This is a genomic window from Paenibacillus sp. Root444D2, assembly GCF_001426375.1.
Taxonomy (GTDB): domain Bacteria; phylum Bacillota; class Bacilli; order Paenibacillales; family NBRC-103111; genus Paenibacillus_E.
Genome location: NZ_LMEO01000019.1, coordinates 31,182 through 46,533, shown reverse-complemented (window position 1 = coordinate 46,533; position 15,352 = coordinate 31,182). Strand labels below are relative to the sequence as shown.

Sequence of the window (15,352 nt, the reverse complement as noted above, 5' to 3'; positions counted from 1 at the left end):
TGGTCTAACCTCCTATCTTCCCGGCTACGCTGTGGATCAATTGATCCAAGCTGCCTATCGTTTGCTGAAGCGGCTGACTCAGCACGCTTGGGTATACACCGAGCAAGAGAATGAACGCCACCAATGTAATCATCGGCACCGCCTCGATTAATCTGGCGTCGCGCATGCCTTGCAGCTGCAGGTTCGGCTGTTTAGGGCCGAACGTGATGTTCAGAACCCCGCGCAGCACGTAAACCGCGGTGAAAATGATCCCAAGTGTACCGACAATCGCGTACACACGGTGCGTTTCGAAGAGTCCGAGAAACGCGAGGAACTCACTGATGAAGCCGGATAAGCCCGGCAATCCGAGCGATGCCATACCAGCGACCAGCAGAATGCCGCTGATGAACGGAACTGAGCTTGCTAGACCGCCTAATTGGTCGAGCTGCGTCGTTTGGGTCCGCTCGTAGATGCTGCCTACGAGCAAGAACATCAGGGCCGAGATGAGGCCGTGTGAGATCAGTTGGAACACGGCGCCCTGCAGGCCCGAGACGTTGAACGCGGCGAGACCGAGCAGGACGATGCCCATGTGGCTAATACTCGAGTAGGCCAGCACGAGCTTGAAGTCCTTTTGGACCATGGCGAGAATCGCGCCGTACACGATGTTGATGACGCCGAGGAGCGCCAGCATCCAGGCCCACTGCTTGGCTTCTCCCGGGAAGAATAGGATGCCGAATCGGATGAGGCCGTAGGCCCCCATTTTCAGCAAAATCCCGGAGTGAATCATAACAACAGCAGGCGGAGCCTCTGTATGTACTTTGAGCATCCATGTATGGAACGGGAAGATCGGCAGCTTAATGCCGAAAGCGACCAGCAGCATAATGAACACGGTCCACTTCATAGTCGGACTAAGGAAGAACGGCGTTCCTTCTTGATTGACATAAGCGGCGGGATCTTGCAGCAAATTATGTGCAATCGTATGAATGTCACCGCTGTAGTAAATGACAGCTTCTGTCTGCGAAGGCACCTGATTGAATCCAGCCGTGCTGACGAGAATTAAGAACGCGATCAACATGATCGCTGATCCAAGTCCATTGTAAAGCAAGAAGCGATTGGCAGCTTGCTCCCGGTTCATATACCCCCAAATACCAATCAAGAAGAACATAGGTACGAGTGTAATTTCGAAGAACAAGAAGAACAAGAACAGATCCTGTGATAAGAAAACTCCGAACATACCCGTTTCCAGCAGCAAGAACAGAATGAAGTACGTTTTCCAGCGTTTCTTAATATACACCGAAGCTAAAGCAGCCATTGACGAAACCAATGCCGTTAGAAACACGAGCGGCAAGGAAATGCCGTCAACCGCCAACGAGTACTTAAACTCGAAGAAATACGAAGTAATTTGCTGAATTCCCTCATGGTTAAGCGGCACTTTGATCCAGTCCAGCTGTTCTTTATACTGAATCGGATCACCCTGATAATTGTAATCACTATACAACCACGCAGCCAAAATTAGCGGGATCAATGTCGTGACAATACCAATTGTTTTAATCAGACGGCCTTGATCACCACGGATGAAGAGCAAGACCAGAACACCAAGCAGAGGCGAGAAGGCGATCATACTTAGGATGGGTATACTAGCCAGCATGGATGAACCTCCTTCCTGCGATGGCGAGTACCAGAATCAGCATCCCCAAAATCATGATGACACCATAGGTTTGTAGTTGACCATTTTGGAGACGTGAGCCTAAACGCCCTAGTCCGACCACAGTAAAGGCGACCAAACGCACAATACCATCAACGACATACACATCAAATAGTTCAAGTATCCAGCCTAAACCGCGAAGCGGTTTTACAATGACACCATCATAAATTTCATCAATGAAATATTTGCGATTCAGCAGCGTGTACAGCCACGGCATTTTACCAGAAACGACATCGCGCGGAATCGTACGTTTGAGGTAGATCAAGTAACCAAGCCCAATTCCAAGCACTCCAGCCAGTGTGGACAAAATAATAACGGTCCAATTGGCTTTTTCATCATGATCATGCCCTGTCAACCACTGACTGAGCCATTCGTTAAACGGCGTATTCACAAAGCCCGCAACAACAGCAAGCACAGCAAGAATAATTAATGGCGTGGTCATTGTTGCCGGAGACTCATGGGGTTCATGGGCGGTATGCACTGCATGACCAAGATCATCGTGATCTTCTTCAGTAGACCTTGCTTTGCCTCTAGGCGATCCCATAAATACGAGGAAGAACAGACGCGACATATAGAACGCTGTGAAGAAGGCAGCAATGACACCGACCCAGAACAAGAGCAGGTTATGTTCGTATGCTTCTGTCAGGATCATATCCTTCGACCAGAACCCTGCGAAAGGGAAAATACCTGAAAGTGCCAGCGTGCCTATCGCGAATGTCCAAGTCGTGATTTTCATTTTGCGGGATAAACCGCCCATTTCGTTAATGTCTTGCGTATGTACAGCGTGAATCACACTGCCTGCGCCCAAGAAGAGCAGCGCTTTGAAGAAGGCGTGCGTGAACAAATGGAACATGCCTGACGTGTAGGAAACACCAATCCCAAGCGCCATCATCATATAGCCGAGTTGACTCACGGTCGAGTAGGCGAGAATGCGTTTGATATCGTTCTGAGCAATACCAATCGTGGCCGCAAAAATCGCTGTGAAACCACCCACATATGCTACAACAAGCAAAGCATCCGGCGATGCGTGGAAAATATCAAAGGTACGCGCAACTAGGTACACTCCAGCGGCAACCATCGTTGCAGCATGGATTAAAGCACTTATTGGCGTTGGACCTTCCATGGCATCCGGCAGCCACGTGTGCAGCGGGAATTGACCAGACTTACCCATCGCCCCGATGAAGATCAGAATAGCAATCCATGTGATGATCGTTGGGTCGATTTTGCCCGTTGTAAAAGCATTATGAATAGATGTGAAATCAAGTGCATGCCCTGGCATATACCAGTACAGCAGCAGAATGGCAATAAACAGGCCGACGTCCCCGATACGGGTAACGATAAATGCCTTTTTCGCAGCAGCCTTCGCCTCTGGTTTGAAGTACCAGAATCCGACGAGCAGGAAGGAACATACCCCTACTAGCTCCCAGAAGATGTATAGCTCCAACATATTTTCCGAGATAACAAGACCAAGCATGGAGAAGGAGAATAAAGCGATATAGCCAAAAAACACATGGATTCGCTCGTCGCCTTTCATATAACCTTTGGAATAAATGTTCACCAGCAAAGACACCAGTGTGACAATTACGAGCATCAAGGCGTTCAGATTGTTAACCTCAAAGCCCATATTCAGCGTGAAATCGCCCACTTGCAGCCAATGCAGCTTATTCCACGTGTAATCCTCCACTTTACCGCCAATTCGCTCAACGAAAATCAGCAAAGCAACGATAAATGATGCCAGCATCGCGAAAATACTGATGTAAATACCTAGATCTTTTAATTGACGTCCCATAGCCGTAAGCGCTAGAAAAGCAAGCAGCGGAAACAACGGAATGAGCCAGGCGTACTGTGAATAGTCCGATACCATATTCTTGTTAGCCTCCTAGCGCTTCATAGAATCCAAATCCGTAACTTCTACTGTCCCTTTATTTCTGTAAATGGTAATTAGAATCGCGATCCCGACAGCCGCCTCAGCAGCTGCTATAGTGATGTTGAATAACGAGAAAATCTGCCCGGTAAGAGCCGGATGGTCACCAAGCTTCGAAAAGGCAATCAAATTCAAGTTCACCGCATTCAGCATAAGCTCAATCGAAAGCAGGACGATAACCCCGTTCTTCTTCGTTAACGCACCGTATAAACCGATACAGAACAGGATTGCCGCCAGCGTGAGATAGGGAGTAATAATATTGCCCACTGCTAATCCTCCTCCCTCTTCGCGACCACGATGGCACCGATGAAGGCTACCGTCAGCAGCACCGACATGATTTCGAAAGGAATAACGTGCTCGTTATAGAGCAGTTTTCCGATTTCTAGTGTGTTATCCTTGCCAGCATCCAGGGTACCTGAAGCGACGAAGGTCGTTTTTTGAATGGCATAAAATAACACTCCGAACAATCCCAAAGCACCAATAATCGCTAGTCCTTCATGCCAAGGACGCTTAGGCTCCTCTTCTTCCCCTTGTCTGTGCCTCGTCATCATAATACCGAAAATCATCAGAATCGAGATTGCGCCTGCGTAGATCAACACTTGCACGAAAGCTACAAACTCAGCCTCCAGAATGACATACAGCCCCGCCAAACTAATAAACGTAAGGGCAACGGCAATGACCATGTGAACGACTTTGGTAAAAGAAATCATGAAGATAGCTCCGCCAATTGCAAGAAGAGCGAAGACGAAGAAAGCCCAGCTTGAACCGTTGGATAAGAAATCACCAATTCCGCTAAACATCTTTTTTGGCCCCCCCTTTTGGCAAGGCTGAGTTGTTCTCTTGACGGATATTTTGCGTGTTCTCGCTTAACCACTGCATATTTTTGAACAGATCATCACGACTGTAGGTACTCAGCTCAAAATTGTTCGTCATGACGATTGCTTCTGTCGGACACACCTCGGTGCAGAGATCGCACAGAATACAAATCTCGAAGTTAATATCGTACGTATCGATAACTTTGCCCTTTTTCTCTGGGTCAGGATTCGCTTTACCTGTTAGCGTGATACACTCCGTCGGACAAACGCGTGCACATTGATTACACACAATGCATTTCTCTGGATCAAAATATTGAATACCGCGAAAGCGGTCCGGCATTTTAATCGGGACGTCAGGGTATGCGTACGTTATTTTTTTCTGTGTCATACTTTTAAACGTTACGCCTAAACCTTTCATTATGCCCTTCATTCGTTTCCCTCCTTAGAGTTTCCGTAGGAAACTTGCATCGTAAGCATTAACTGAGTTTTGCCTTAGCAAAACTGACTTCGTAAGCGTGGGCTTAGAGTTTCCGTAGGAAACTTGCATCGTAAGCATTAACTGAGTTTTTGCCTTAGCAAAACTGACTTGGAAAGCATACCTGCAGCAAATACTAGCTTATATCGGTGTGATCTGGGCAGTATCCAGAAATCCTTGTCGCGAGAGGAACGTCGATGCGCTATTTGTCCCTTTTCTTCGATAAAATGCGCTTCAACGGAACGTCGTTCCGCTATTCGCTTGAAATGGATGCTTTTTCACTTGTTTCGGTCTGAATAGCGTATCGTAGTTCCCTTTTGGGATCGAAAACAAGCATTTTGCCGGAAATAAGGTACTCAGGTTCCGCTTGATCATAACAGAAGCCTATTCTGCATGTTTGCAACCTATAGCAATGCTTCCACTTTTTTCCTACATGATGGTCATGACGATTGCCGTAATCAGCATATTAACCAGTGCCAGTGGAAGCAGCACTTTCCAGCCGAATCCCATAAGTTGATCTACCCGTACCCGAGGCAGCGTCGCGCGCAGCCAGAATAGGAAGAACACAACCGAAGAGAATTTCAGCAGGAACCAGATAATACCCGGAATGAAATCAAGGAATGGGAACGGTGAGTGCCATCCGCCCAGGAAAATCAAGCTCGTAAGGGAAGCAATGACGAACACGTAAACATACTCTGATAGCATGAAAAAAGCGAAGCGGAAACCACTGTATTCCACATGATAACCAGCAACAAGCTCAGACTCCGCTTCCGGCAAGTCAAACGGCGTTCGATTGAGCTCCGAGACCCCGGCTATAACAAAAATGATAAAGCCAAGAATCTGAGGAATGAAATTCCAATGCCAGAAACCGCCTGTTTGATGATCAACGATCGTATGTAGATTTAAACTGCCCGTCATCATGATGACACCAATAACGGAGATGACGAGTGGCACCTCATAGCTAATCATTTGAGCAGCAGAACGCATACCGCCTAGCAGCGCATATTTGTTATTAGATGCCCAACCGCCGAGGATGATACCAATCGTAGAAATCCCCGTTAAGGCTACATAAAAGAGCAGTCCGACATTCAAATTCGCATTAAACATCCGATCCGAAAATGGAATCGTCGCAATAATCGTGAACGAAGGGATGAACGTAATGATAGGCGCCAGAATGAAAAGCTCGCGTTCTGCTTTTTTAGGAATCGTATCCTCTTTGATTAGAAGCTTGAAGACGTCCGCAACACTTTGCAGTAGCCCAAAAGGTCCCGTTCGGTTAGGCCCGATCCGCATCTGCATCCAGCCGATGACCTTACGCTCGAAGTAAATCGCATAGGTTACGAAGCCCAGAACGAGCATCAGCATGACGACGCCCCAGAAAAAGAAAACGAAGAAGTTCGTCCAAGTTAGACTCTCTTCCAATAAATTCACCATTAGGCATCTACCTCCCCAACGACAATATCGATGCCGCCTAGAATCGTAATCAAGTTGGTCATCGATTCACCGACCAGCAGCTTGGGCAAAATTTGCAGATTCACGAAGGAAGGTCTGCGGAATTTCAGACGGAAAGGCTCTTGTTTGCCTCGGGAAATAATATAGCAGCCAATTTCCCCGCGCGGAGACTCAATAGCCGAATACACTTCCCCTTCTGGAGGACGAATGACTCTAGGCACTTTGCCCATGGTTTCGCCTTGCTCAGGAAACTGTTCCACGGCTTGCTCTAGAATACGGAGCGATTGCTTAACTTCCTCCATACGAAGCAAGTAACGATCATAGCAGTCACCGCCGCTGCGAACAGGCACGTCGAACTGAAAGCGGCTGTACAGGCTGTACGGCTGCGTTTTGCGGATATCCCAGTCTACACCCGTACATCTTAAGTTAGCGCCGCTAAGGCCATACGCAATGGCTGTCTCTGCATCATACTTGCCTACACCCTTGATACGGGATAGAAAGATTTCATTCCCCGTTACTAAAGTGTGATACTCTTCCAATTTACCGTACATATAAGGAATAAATTTCTTAACTTTATCGATCCAACCCTCTGGAGCGTCCCACTTCACTCCGCCTACACGCATGTAGTTGTAGGTTAGACGAGCTCCGCACAATTCGTTGAACAGATCAATGATAATTTCCCGATCGCGGAACGCATATAAGAACGGGCTCATGGCGCCAATGTCTAGCAAATAGGTTCCCCACCACACCATGTGAGAGGCGATACGTTGAAGCTCCATCACGATTAAACGAAGGAATTCCGCTCGTTCTGGCACTTCAAGCTGCATCATTTTCTCTACGGCATTTACAAGCACGTAGTTGGTCGTCATCGCCGATACGTAATCCATTCGATCCGTGTATGGAATAATTTGTGTATAGCTAAGGTTCTCAGCGAGTTTCTCTGTTCCTCTATGTAGATAGCCCATCACGGGTATTGCTTCTTTAATAACCTCTCCATCCAGCTTCACGATCACGCGGAAAACCCCGTGCGTACTAGGATGCTGAGGACCAACGTTTAACAGGAGTTCTTCTGTCCGTAACACGAGCTACACCTCCGGGTCAAGCGGTTCGTAATCTTTGCGCAGTGGATGGCCGACCCAATCGTCAGGCATCATGATTCTTACTAAGTTAGGGTGACCTGGGAAATCGATACCCAGTAGGTCATAGACTTCTCGCTCATTCCAATCCGCTGTAGCCCATACTGGAGCTACAGAAGGAATGCTTGGCTGCTCTCGATCTGTCTTTACTTTCACACAATACTCATGCTTGTTTGTGAGGGATAACAGATGATACGCCACCTCTAGGTGCGTCTCTTGGTCCACGCCCGAGAGATTGCGTAAGTAGTTACAGCGCAGCTCTTCATGATCCCTGAGCGTCAGCGCGGCCTGCAGCCAACGTGAGCTGTGAATGACCACGTAAGGGCGATGCGCGTCCCTTTCGTTGATGAATGCATCAACGACGGCGTCTTCGCCTACGTCGGCTTTCAAGATCGCGACCAGCCGATCAAGCAGCGGCTGGTTCGGTGAAGGCTCCTTCGGCGCCTCTGGCTCCGCCGACTCGGTCTTCGCCCCGCGCGCGCTAGCTCGCGCAGCGCGTGCTTCTGCGGCGGCCTGGGCTTTGGCCGCCTTCTCATCGTCTCCAGCGTCCGTAGACACTGGGGTTGGGGCTGCTGCCGACGCAGGCTCGCCCGTCGGCTCAGCAGCCGCCCGCGCAGCGAGGCGGGCGGCTCTTGCCGCGGCGCGCTCCGCTGCCGCGTCACTCGCTGCTGGCGCGTTGGCGCTCACGGCCGCGTCATTGCCCTTTGCTGCGCCAGCATCGCCGCTGCCAGCATCTTGCTCCGCAAGCTCAGCCGCAGGCGCGTCGCTCGGCTCGCTCGTCGTCTGCGCAGCCGGGTCAGCAGCCTGCTTCTCTGCCGCGCGATCTACCGCAGCCTGCACGTCAGCGCTAAGCGGCGTCTTACTCGCGCGCGCCTCCGGCGTAAGGTCGCCAACTTCAGCGATCGCTTCCTCTAACGGTGACTCATTCACTTTCTTACTATCAGCAGCAGTTGGAGTCGGGTCTACCTTCTCCTCCGGCTTCTTCTCATCACTCATCGATTGGTCACCTGCTTCCCAGTCTTCGCTTCATAGCGAATCTTCTCCTGAAGCTTGTTTATTCCATAAATGAGTGCAGCTGGGTTCGGCGGACAACCTGGAATATAAACATCAACCGGAACAATTTGGTCAACTCCCTTAACAACGGAGTACGACTTCACATAAGGTCCACCCGCTGTAGCGCAGGACCCCATCGCAATGACCCACTTCGGTTCAGGCATTTGTTCGTAAAGACGGCGCAGCAAAGGAGCCATTTTCTTCGTTACAGTCCCCGCCACAATCATGACATCAGATTGTCTAGGAGACGTACGGAAGATGACTCCGAAACGGTCTAAATCATAGTGAGATCCGCCAGTACCCATCATTTCGATGGCACAACAGGCCAGACCAAAGGTTAATGGCCAAAGCGAATTACTGCGAGCCCAAGCTTTCACTTGCTCCAGTGTCGTCATAAAGACATTACGGTTTAATTCTTCTCGTTCTTCGGGAGATATTGATTCTAGACTGAAGTCCATTGCAGCACCTTCTTCTTCCAAGCGTATATTAATCCAATGGCAAGCAAGGCTACAAAAATACACATTTCCACTAAGGCAAAAAGTCCAAGCTGATTAAAAGCTACAGCCCACGGATACAGGAACACGGTTTCCACATCAAAGATAACAAACATCAAAGCAAATAAATAATAACGAATGTTAAACCGGATTTGCCCCTCACCTACAGGCTCATTACCACTCTCATACGTCGTATACTTCTCATCGACGGGTTTACTCGGTCTTAACCATTTGCCTGCCGTTAGCGCTACTATAGGGAGAATAATACCTAACCCTAGAAAAATCGCTACGATTACATAGTTATTTGTATACATCATGTGAATGTAACCGCCTCCATTCGTATTTGCTTTTCTTAGTCGTGCTACTAGTTTTGGTAATATTCACCTTCAATATTATAACAAAAAGCCTTTTGGGCGTCGATGACTAATTCCAAACCCCACTTTTCATTCCTAGTGAGTAGATTTTCCATAAATATCTTTTATTAATCTTCCTATTCGAAAAAAAAACGGAGGAACCAAAGTTCCCCCGCTTTTCATCAAACATCTATTATTTCCCGGACACATTGATACGATTTAATGCTCTTTGAAGAGCGGCTTCCGCACGTTTGAAGTCAACGTTATCTTGCTTCGTTTCAGCAAGACGTTTCTCCGCACGTTCTTTCGCTGCTTTCGCACGATCGATATCAATATGTTCTGGTAGCTCGGCGCTTTCCGCCAGTATAACCACCTTATCCTTGCGCACTTCCATGAAACCGCCGTTTACTGCAATGATTTCGTCTTTAGAGCCCTGTTTCTTCACAGTAATTGGAGAAATTCGCAATGGAGTGACCAATGGAATGTGATTCGGCAGAATTCCAAGCTCCCCTTCGACACCCTTCACGCTAACCATGTTCACTTGTTCAGCGTACACTTTGCGCTCCGGTGTAACAATTTCCAGTAGGAATGTACTCACTTGGATTCTCCTTCCTAAACTTACTTAGAGAGCATGCACCTTACAGCGTTTTAGCTTTCGCGATTGCATCCTCGATTGTGCCCACGTTGTGGAAGGCAACTTCAGGAAGATTGTCGTGCTTACCTTCAAGTACTTCTTTGAAGCTGCGCACGGTATCCTTCATTGGTACATACAAGCCTGGGAATCCGTTGAACGGCTCAGCAACGTGAAGCGGCTGAGACAAGAACAGACGAAGACGACGCGCACGAGTAACGACCAATTTGTCCTCATCAGACAACTCATCCATACCCAAGATTGCGATGATATCCAGAAGCTCTTTATAACGTTGAAGAATTTGTTTAACGCCTTGTGCTACTTTATAGTGCTCTTCACCAACGATTTCTGGTGTCAAAACACGGGAAGATGATGCAAGTGGATCTACCGCTGGGAAGATACCCGCAGCCGCGATACTACGCTCCAAGTTCGTTGTTGCGTCCAAGTGAGCGAAAGCCGTTGCAGGAGCCGGATCCGTATAGTCATCGGCAGGAACGTAAATCGCTTGAATGGAAGTAACGGAACCTTTTTTCGTGGAAGTAATACGCTCTTGCAATTGACCCATTTCTGTTGCAAGCGTTGGTTGGTAACCTACCGCGGAAGGCATACGGCCTAGCAAAGCGGAAACTTCAGAACCTGCTTGTGTGAAACGGAAGATGTTGTCGATGAACAGAAGAACGTCTTTACCTTCTTCGTCACGGAAATACTCAGCCATTGTCAAGCCGGACAACGCTACACGAAGACGCGCGCCTGGAGGCTCATTCATTTGACCGAATACCATCGCTGTTTTTGCAATAACGCCGGAGTCTTTCATCTCGTGATAAAGGTCATTACCTTCACGAGTACGCTCACCAACACCCGCAAATACGGAGATACCGCCGTGCTCTTGCGCAATGTTGTGAATCAACTCTTGCATCGTAACGGTTTTACCTACACCCGCTCCGCCGAAGAGACCGATTTTACCACCTTTTGCGTAAGGAGCCATAAGGTCAATAACTTTAATACCTGTTTCAAGAATCTCTGATTTTGTCGACAAGTTGTCGAATGCAGGAGCTTCTTTGTGGATTGGGCTAGTTAATGTACGGTCAACTGTTTCGTTACCATCGATCGGATCACCCAATACGTTAAATACACGACCCAGTGTTGCTGCACCAACTGGTACAGTAATCGCTGCGCCAGTATCTGTTGCTACGGCACCACGTACAAGTCCGTCAGTAGAGGACATTGCTACGCAACGTACGAGGTTGTCACCAAGGTGAACAGCCGCTTCAACCGTCATAGTGGAGGATTGTCCACCTTCGGTTCTTTCAATTTTGATTGCATTCAGAATTTCAGGGAGTTGTCCGCGTTCGAACTCAATGTCGACGACGGGCCCTGTAATATTCACAACGCGCCCTTTGCTCATGGTTTCCCTCCTAAGTAAAGCTTGTGTCTCCATCGAGACCTTTTATCATTATGCGTTCGCGTTAGCTCCAGCGACGATTTCCGAAATCTCTTGCGTAATCGAAGCTTGGCGTGCACGATTGTAAGCCAATGTGTAGTTACTGATCATCTTCGTTGCATTCTTCGTTGCAGAGTTCATTGCTGTCATTCTCGCGCCAAACTCACTTGCTTTACCTTCCAGAACAGCACTGTAAATAAGCGTCTCAGCATATTTAGGGAGCAGTACTTCCAGAACGCCTTCCGGTGACGGCTCATACTCATAGCTAGCTGCAGCCACGCCGGATACATCTTCCATCGGAAGCAGACGAATCATGGTTGGAATTTGGGTAATCGCATTTTGGAACTTGTTGTAAATCAGGAACAGTTGGTCATACGTACCGTTAACGAAATTAGCGACCGCTGCTGTAGCAACAGGCTTAATATCCGAGAATTTCGGCGTATCCGGAACTCCGGTTACTTCTTCAACAATCGGAATATTTCGTTTCGAGAAGAAATTGCTTCCTTTACGTCCAATTACGAAGACGGAGTACTCAGCTGTTGATTTATGATTTTCACGAATTTCAGTCATTGCTTTACGCAACACGTTTGCGTTGTAACCACCAGCGAGACCACGGTCGGAAGTAATGACCAAATAGGCCGTTTTCTTCACTTCACGTGATTGCAGCATCGGGTGCTTTACGCCTTTGGTACCAGCTGCAATGCTTGCAACCACTTCCTTCAATTTCTCGGAGTACGGACGTGCCGCTTCCGCTGATTGCTGCGCTCTACGTAAGTTCGCTGCTGCAACCATTTCCATTGCTCTAGTGATTTGCTTCGTGCTTTGTGTGGATTTGATTTGGCGCTTAATCTCGCGCATTCCTTTTGCCATACCTGCTCACCTCTCTTTTGAGGCTTAGAAAAGCCTTCATTCGAAGACCTGAATTCAGGCGTCCGCCTGCCCAGGATACACATGGTAGGGAGAGCTTCACTTCAACAGGAAGCTCTGCCATCATGATTTATTCAGAAACTGCAAAGCTCTTTTTAAATGTATTGATTGCATCAACCAATGCTTTATCGTTATCCGCAGTAATATCTTTCGTATCACGAATGCTATGCAGAACTTCAGGACGGTTAGATTCCAAGAAAGCCAAGAATTGAGCTTCAAAACGCGTTACATCTTGTACTGGAATATCATCCACATGACCTTTTACAACCGTGTAAAGGGAAGCAACTTGCTTTTCCAAAGACATCGGCTGATGAACGCCTTGTTTCAAGATTTCAAGGGTACGAACCCCACGATCCAAACGTGCTTTCGTAGCTCTATCCAAATCGGATCCGAATGCTGCGAACGCCGCAAGCTCACGATATTGTGCCAAGTCAACACGAAGTGTACCGGCAACTTTTTTCATCGCTTTCGTTTGAGCGGAGCCCCCTACACGGGATACAGAGTTACCAACGTTAACCGCTGGGCGCTGACCGGAGTAGAACAAGTCGGATTCCAAGAAGATTTGACCATCTGTGATGGAAATTACGTTCGTCGGAATGTAAGCGGAGATGTCGCCTGCTTGTGTCTCGATGAATGGAAGTGCCGTAATGGAACCACCGCCAAGCTCATCATTCAATTTCGCAGCACGCTCCAGCAAACGGGAGTGCAAGTAGAATACGTCACCTGGATAAGCTTCACGACCTGGTGGACGACGAAGCAAGAGGGACAACTCACGGTATGCGGCAGCTTGTTTGGACAAGTCATCGTATACGATAAGGACGTGCTCGCCTTTGTACATGAAGTACTCAGCCATAGCACAACCGGAGTATGGTGCTAACCATAGCATCGGTGAAGGCTCGGAAGCGGAAGCTGTTACAACGATTGTATAGTCAAGCGCGCCAGCAGCACGAAGGGTTTCAACAACACCAACAACTGTGGATTGTTTTTGACCGATAGCAACGTAGATACATTTCACGCCATTGCCTTTTTGGTTGATGATTGCGTCGATCGCAATCGCCGTTTTACCTGTTTGACGGTCTCCAATGATCAACTCACGTTGGCCACGGCCAACTGGTACCATCGCGTCAATCGCTTTAATACCTGTTTGCATTGGTTCATGTACGGATTTACGAGCCATTACACCTGGAGCCATGTTCTCTACAGGGCGGAACGCTGTTGTATTAATTGGACCTCTGCCATCGACAGGTTGACCCAAAGAGTTAACTACACGACCTAGAAGCTCTTCACCAACTGGAACTTCCATGATACGTCCCGTACGTTTAACTTGATCACCTTCACGAATATCTTTGTAAGGTCCAAGAATAACGATACCTACGTTGCTTTCCTCAAGGTTAAAAGCATAGCCTAGTACACCGCTTGGGAACTCAAGCAGCTCGCCTGCCATAACGTTTTCCAAGCCGTGAGCACGAGCAATACCGTCACCTACTTGAATGACTGTACCTACATCAACTACTTGGATATCGGAATTATAGTTTTCAATCTGTTGTTTAATCAATGAGCTGATTTCTTCAGGTTTGATACTCAACGAACTTCACCCCTATTCTTACAGTGCTTATATTAAACTAACGCTTTGGCCAAACGATCAAGTTTGCCTGCCAAGCTTCCATCATATAAACGATCACCGATACGCACTTGAATGCCGCCGAGCAGTTTAGGCTCAACCACAGACGAAACACGGATCGTTTTACCTGTTACTTTACTGAAATGTGAAGCAATCTCAGCTTGCTGCGCATCCGAAAGTACGTATGCGGAGTAAACGGTAGCACTCGCTAATCCGAGCGCCTCATTCGCAACCTTGGTATAGTCACTCGCCAAAGCGGAAAGAATCGACTGTCTACCTTTATCAATCAAGACAAGCAGCGTGTTCCACACCGGTTCGGAAACTTTGCCTTCGAAAATCTGCTTCAGCAGGTCCGTTTTAGCGGAATTCCCGATGTTCGGATGGTTCAGGAACTTCTGCAAGTCTGCATTATCCCTAATCGCACTAGCTACAGATTTAAGCTCATCTTCAACTTGGGAAATAATATTCTTTTCCTTCGCTACTTCGAATAAAGCCTTGGCATAACGCTTCGCTACGACGATGTCACTCATACGTTGCCTCCTACCTCTTTGAGGTAATGCTCAACAAGTTCTTCTTGTGACTTTTCGTCGATTTGTTTCTCAATAATTTTGGATGCGATCAGAACGGACATCGCGCCTACTTGGCTGCGAAGAGCGGCAACCGCTTTGTTCTTCTCATTTTCGATATCTTTCAGCGCTTCGTCTTTCAGACGACTTGCTTCTGCACTAGCTGCGTGAATAATATCATCAGCTTGCTTGGAGCCTGTGTGCTTCGCTTGCTCAATGATGTCGTAAGCTTCCTTACGAGTTTGTTGTAGCGCTTGCTTTTGTTCCTCCAACAGTTGCTCTGCCTGCTTGCGGCTAGTTTCAGCTGTTTGAATTTGGTCTTTCACCAATTGTCTGCGTTTCTCCATCATGCCGAACAGAGGACCGAACGCAAATTTAGAAAGCAACAAATATAAAATTAAGAACGCGATAAGTTGTATCCAAAATGTGGACCATTCAATATGCAAGTAACGTCACTCCCTTCTGATAACATGGGCAAAACGAAGGCGTGGTGGCGACTACGGCCATCAACGCCAAGCGGTTTCTTAAGCTTTTCCCATAAAGATGAACGCAAGAACCAATGCAACGACCGGCATTGCCTCAACTAGACCTACCCCGATAAACATGGTTGTTTGAAGCGTACCACGAAGTTCTGGTTGACGAGAAATACCTTCCAAAGCGCGACCTACGATCAAACCGTTACCAATACCTGCACCTAGTGCTCCCAAACCGAATACGATACCTGCTGCTACTAATGCTATTGCTCCCATTGATAAAATCCTCCCTTAAACTCTTAGGTTT

At 47.8% G+C, this 15,352-nt stretch carries 17 protein-coding genes; all 17 read right to left on the bottom strand.

Annotated elements, in window-relative coordinates:
* Positions 1-4: 4 nt before the first annotated feature.
* The gene (locus ASD40_RS13245; protein WP_057303740.1) at positions 5-1,627 is read right to left on the bottom strand and encodes a complex I subunit 4 family protein; all 1,623 of its coding nucleotides are present in this window, start codon (positions 1,625-1,627) and stop codon (positions 5-7) included.
* Positions 1,617-3,548, bottom strand: coding sequence for an NADH-quinone oxidoreductase subunit L (nuoL, locus tag ASD40_RS13240; protein ID WP_057303739.1), 1,932 nt, complete (start codon positions 3,546-3,548; stop codon positions 1,617-1,619). The genes ASD40_RS13245 and nuoL overlap by 11 nt, the downstream gene beginning before the upstream one ends.
* Before the next feature lie 15 nt (positions 3,549-3,563).
* Entirely contained in the window at positions 3,564-3,875 is a 312-nt protein-coding gene (gene nuoK, locus ASD40_RS13235; protein WP_029195649.1) for an NADH-quinone oxidoreductase subunit NuoK, read from the bottom strand.
* A gap of 2 nt (positions 3,876-3,877) precedes the next feature.
* Complete coding sequence (locus ASD40_RS13230; protein ID WP_057303738.1) at positions 3,878-4,408, bottom strand: NADH-quinone oxidoreductase subunit J; 531 nt, start codon at positions 4,406-4,408, stop codon at positions 3,878-3,880.
* Positions 4,401-4,853 (bottom strand): NADH-quinone oxidoreductase subunit NuoI, encoded by a 453-nt coding sequence (nuoI, locus tag ASD40_RS13225; protein ID WP_029195651.1) that lies wholly within the window; start codon positions 4,851-4,853, stop codon positions 4,401-4,403. The genes ASD40_RS13230 and nuoI overlap by 8 nt, the downstream gene beginning before the upstream one ends.
* Positions 4,854-5,327: 474 nt before the next feature.
* Positions 5,328-6,332, bottom strand: a complete 1,005-nt coding sequence (gene nuoH, locus ASD40_RS13220; protein ID WP_057303737.1) for an NADH-quinone oxidoreductase subunit NuoH — start codon at positions 6,330-6,332, stop codon at positions 5,328-5,330.
* A complete protein-coding gene (locus ASD40_RS13215) occupies positions 6,332-7,432 on the bottom strand; it encodes an NADH-quinone oxidoreductase subunit D (RefSeq protein WP_029195653.1) in 1,101 nt (366 codons plus the stop codon). Before ASD40_RS13215 ends, nuoH begins: the two co-directional genes overlap by 1 nt.
* Positions 7,433-7,435: 3 nt before the next feature.
* On the bottom strand, positions 7,436-8,482 hold the full coding sequence (locus ASD40_RS36095; RefSeq protein ID WP_063870777.1) for an NADH-quinone oxidoreductase subunit C: 1,047 nt from the start codon (positions 8,480-8,482) through the stop codon (positions 7,436-7,438).
* Positions 8,479-8,997: a NuoB/complex I 20 kDa subunit family protein gene (locus tag ASD40_RS13205; RefSeq protein ID WP_029195655.1), complete on the bottom strand. Its 519-nt coding sequence runs from the start codon at positions 8,995-8,997 to the stop codon at positions 8,479-8,481. Before ASD40_RS13205 ends, ASD40_RS36095 begins: the two co-directional genes overlap by 4 nt.
* Entirely contained in the window at positions 8,982-9,347 is a 366-nt protein-coding gene (locus tag ASD40_RS13200) for an NADH-quinone oxidoreductase subunit A (protein WP_056832327.1), read from the bottom strand. The genes ASD40_RS13205 and ASD40_RS13200 overlap by 16 nt, the downstream gene beginning before the upstream one ends.
* A gap of 232 nt (positions 9,348-9,579) precedes the next feature.
* On the bottom strand, positions 9,580-9,984 hold the full coding sequence (locus tag ASD40_RS13195; protein WP_057303736.1) for a F0F1 ATP synthase subunit epsilon: 405 nt from the start codon (positions 9,982-9,984) through the stop codon (positions 9,580-9,582).
* Positions 9,985-10,024: 40 nt separating this feature from the next.
* Positions 10,025-11,422 (bottom strand): F0F1 ATP synthase subunit beta, encoded by a 1,398-nt coding sequence (gene atpD / locus ASD40_RS13190; protein WP_057303735.1) that lies wholly within the window; start codon positions 11,420-11,422, stop codon positions 10,025-10,027.
* Positions 11,423-11,470: 48 nt separating this feature from the next.
* A complete protein-coding gene (gene atpG, locus ASD40_RS13185) occupies positions 11,471-12,328 on the bottom strand; it encodes an ATP synthase F1 subunit gamma (RefSeq protein ID WP_057303734.1) in 858 nt (285 codons plus the stop codon).
* Between the two features lie 127 nt (positions 12,329-12,455).
* Positions 12,456-13,970 carry a F0F1 ATP synthase subunit alpha gene (gene atpA / locus ASD40_RS13180; protein WP_057303733.1) on the bottom strand — a complete coding sequence of 505 codons (1,515 nt, stop codon included), beginning with the start codon at positions 13,968-13,970 and terminating at the stop codon, positions 12,456-12,458.
* 32 nt (positions 13,971-14,002) lie between these two features.
* Positions 14,003-14,536, bottom strand: coding sequence for a F0F1 ATP synthase subunit delta (locus ASD40_RS13175; RefSeq protein WP_057303732.1), 534 nt, complete (start codon positions 14,534-14,536; stop codon positions 14,003-14,005).
* Positions 14,533-15,018 carry a F0F1 ATP synthase subunit B gene (gene atpF / locus ASD40_RS13170; protein ID WP_057303731.1) on the bottom strand — a complete coding sequence of 162 codons (486 nt, stop codon included), beginning with the start codon at positions 15,016-15,018 and terminating at the stop codon, positions 14,533-14,535. Before atpF ends, ASD40_RS13175 begins: the two co-directional genes overlap by 4 nt.
* A gap of 78 nt (positions 15,019-15,096) precedes the next feature.
* Positions 15,097-15,321 carry a F0F1 ATP synthase subunit C gene (atpE, locus tag ASD40_RS13165; protein ID WP_028556930.1) on the bottom strand — a complete coding sequence of 75 codons (225 nt, stop codon included), beginning with the start codon at positions 15,319-15,321 and terminating at the stop codon, positions 15,097-15,099.
* Positions 15,322-15,352: the final 31 nt, after the last annotated feature.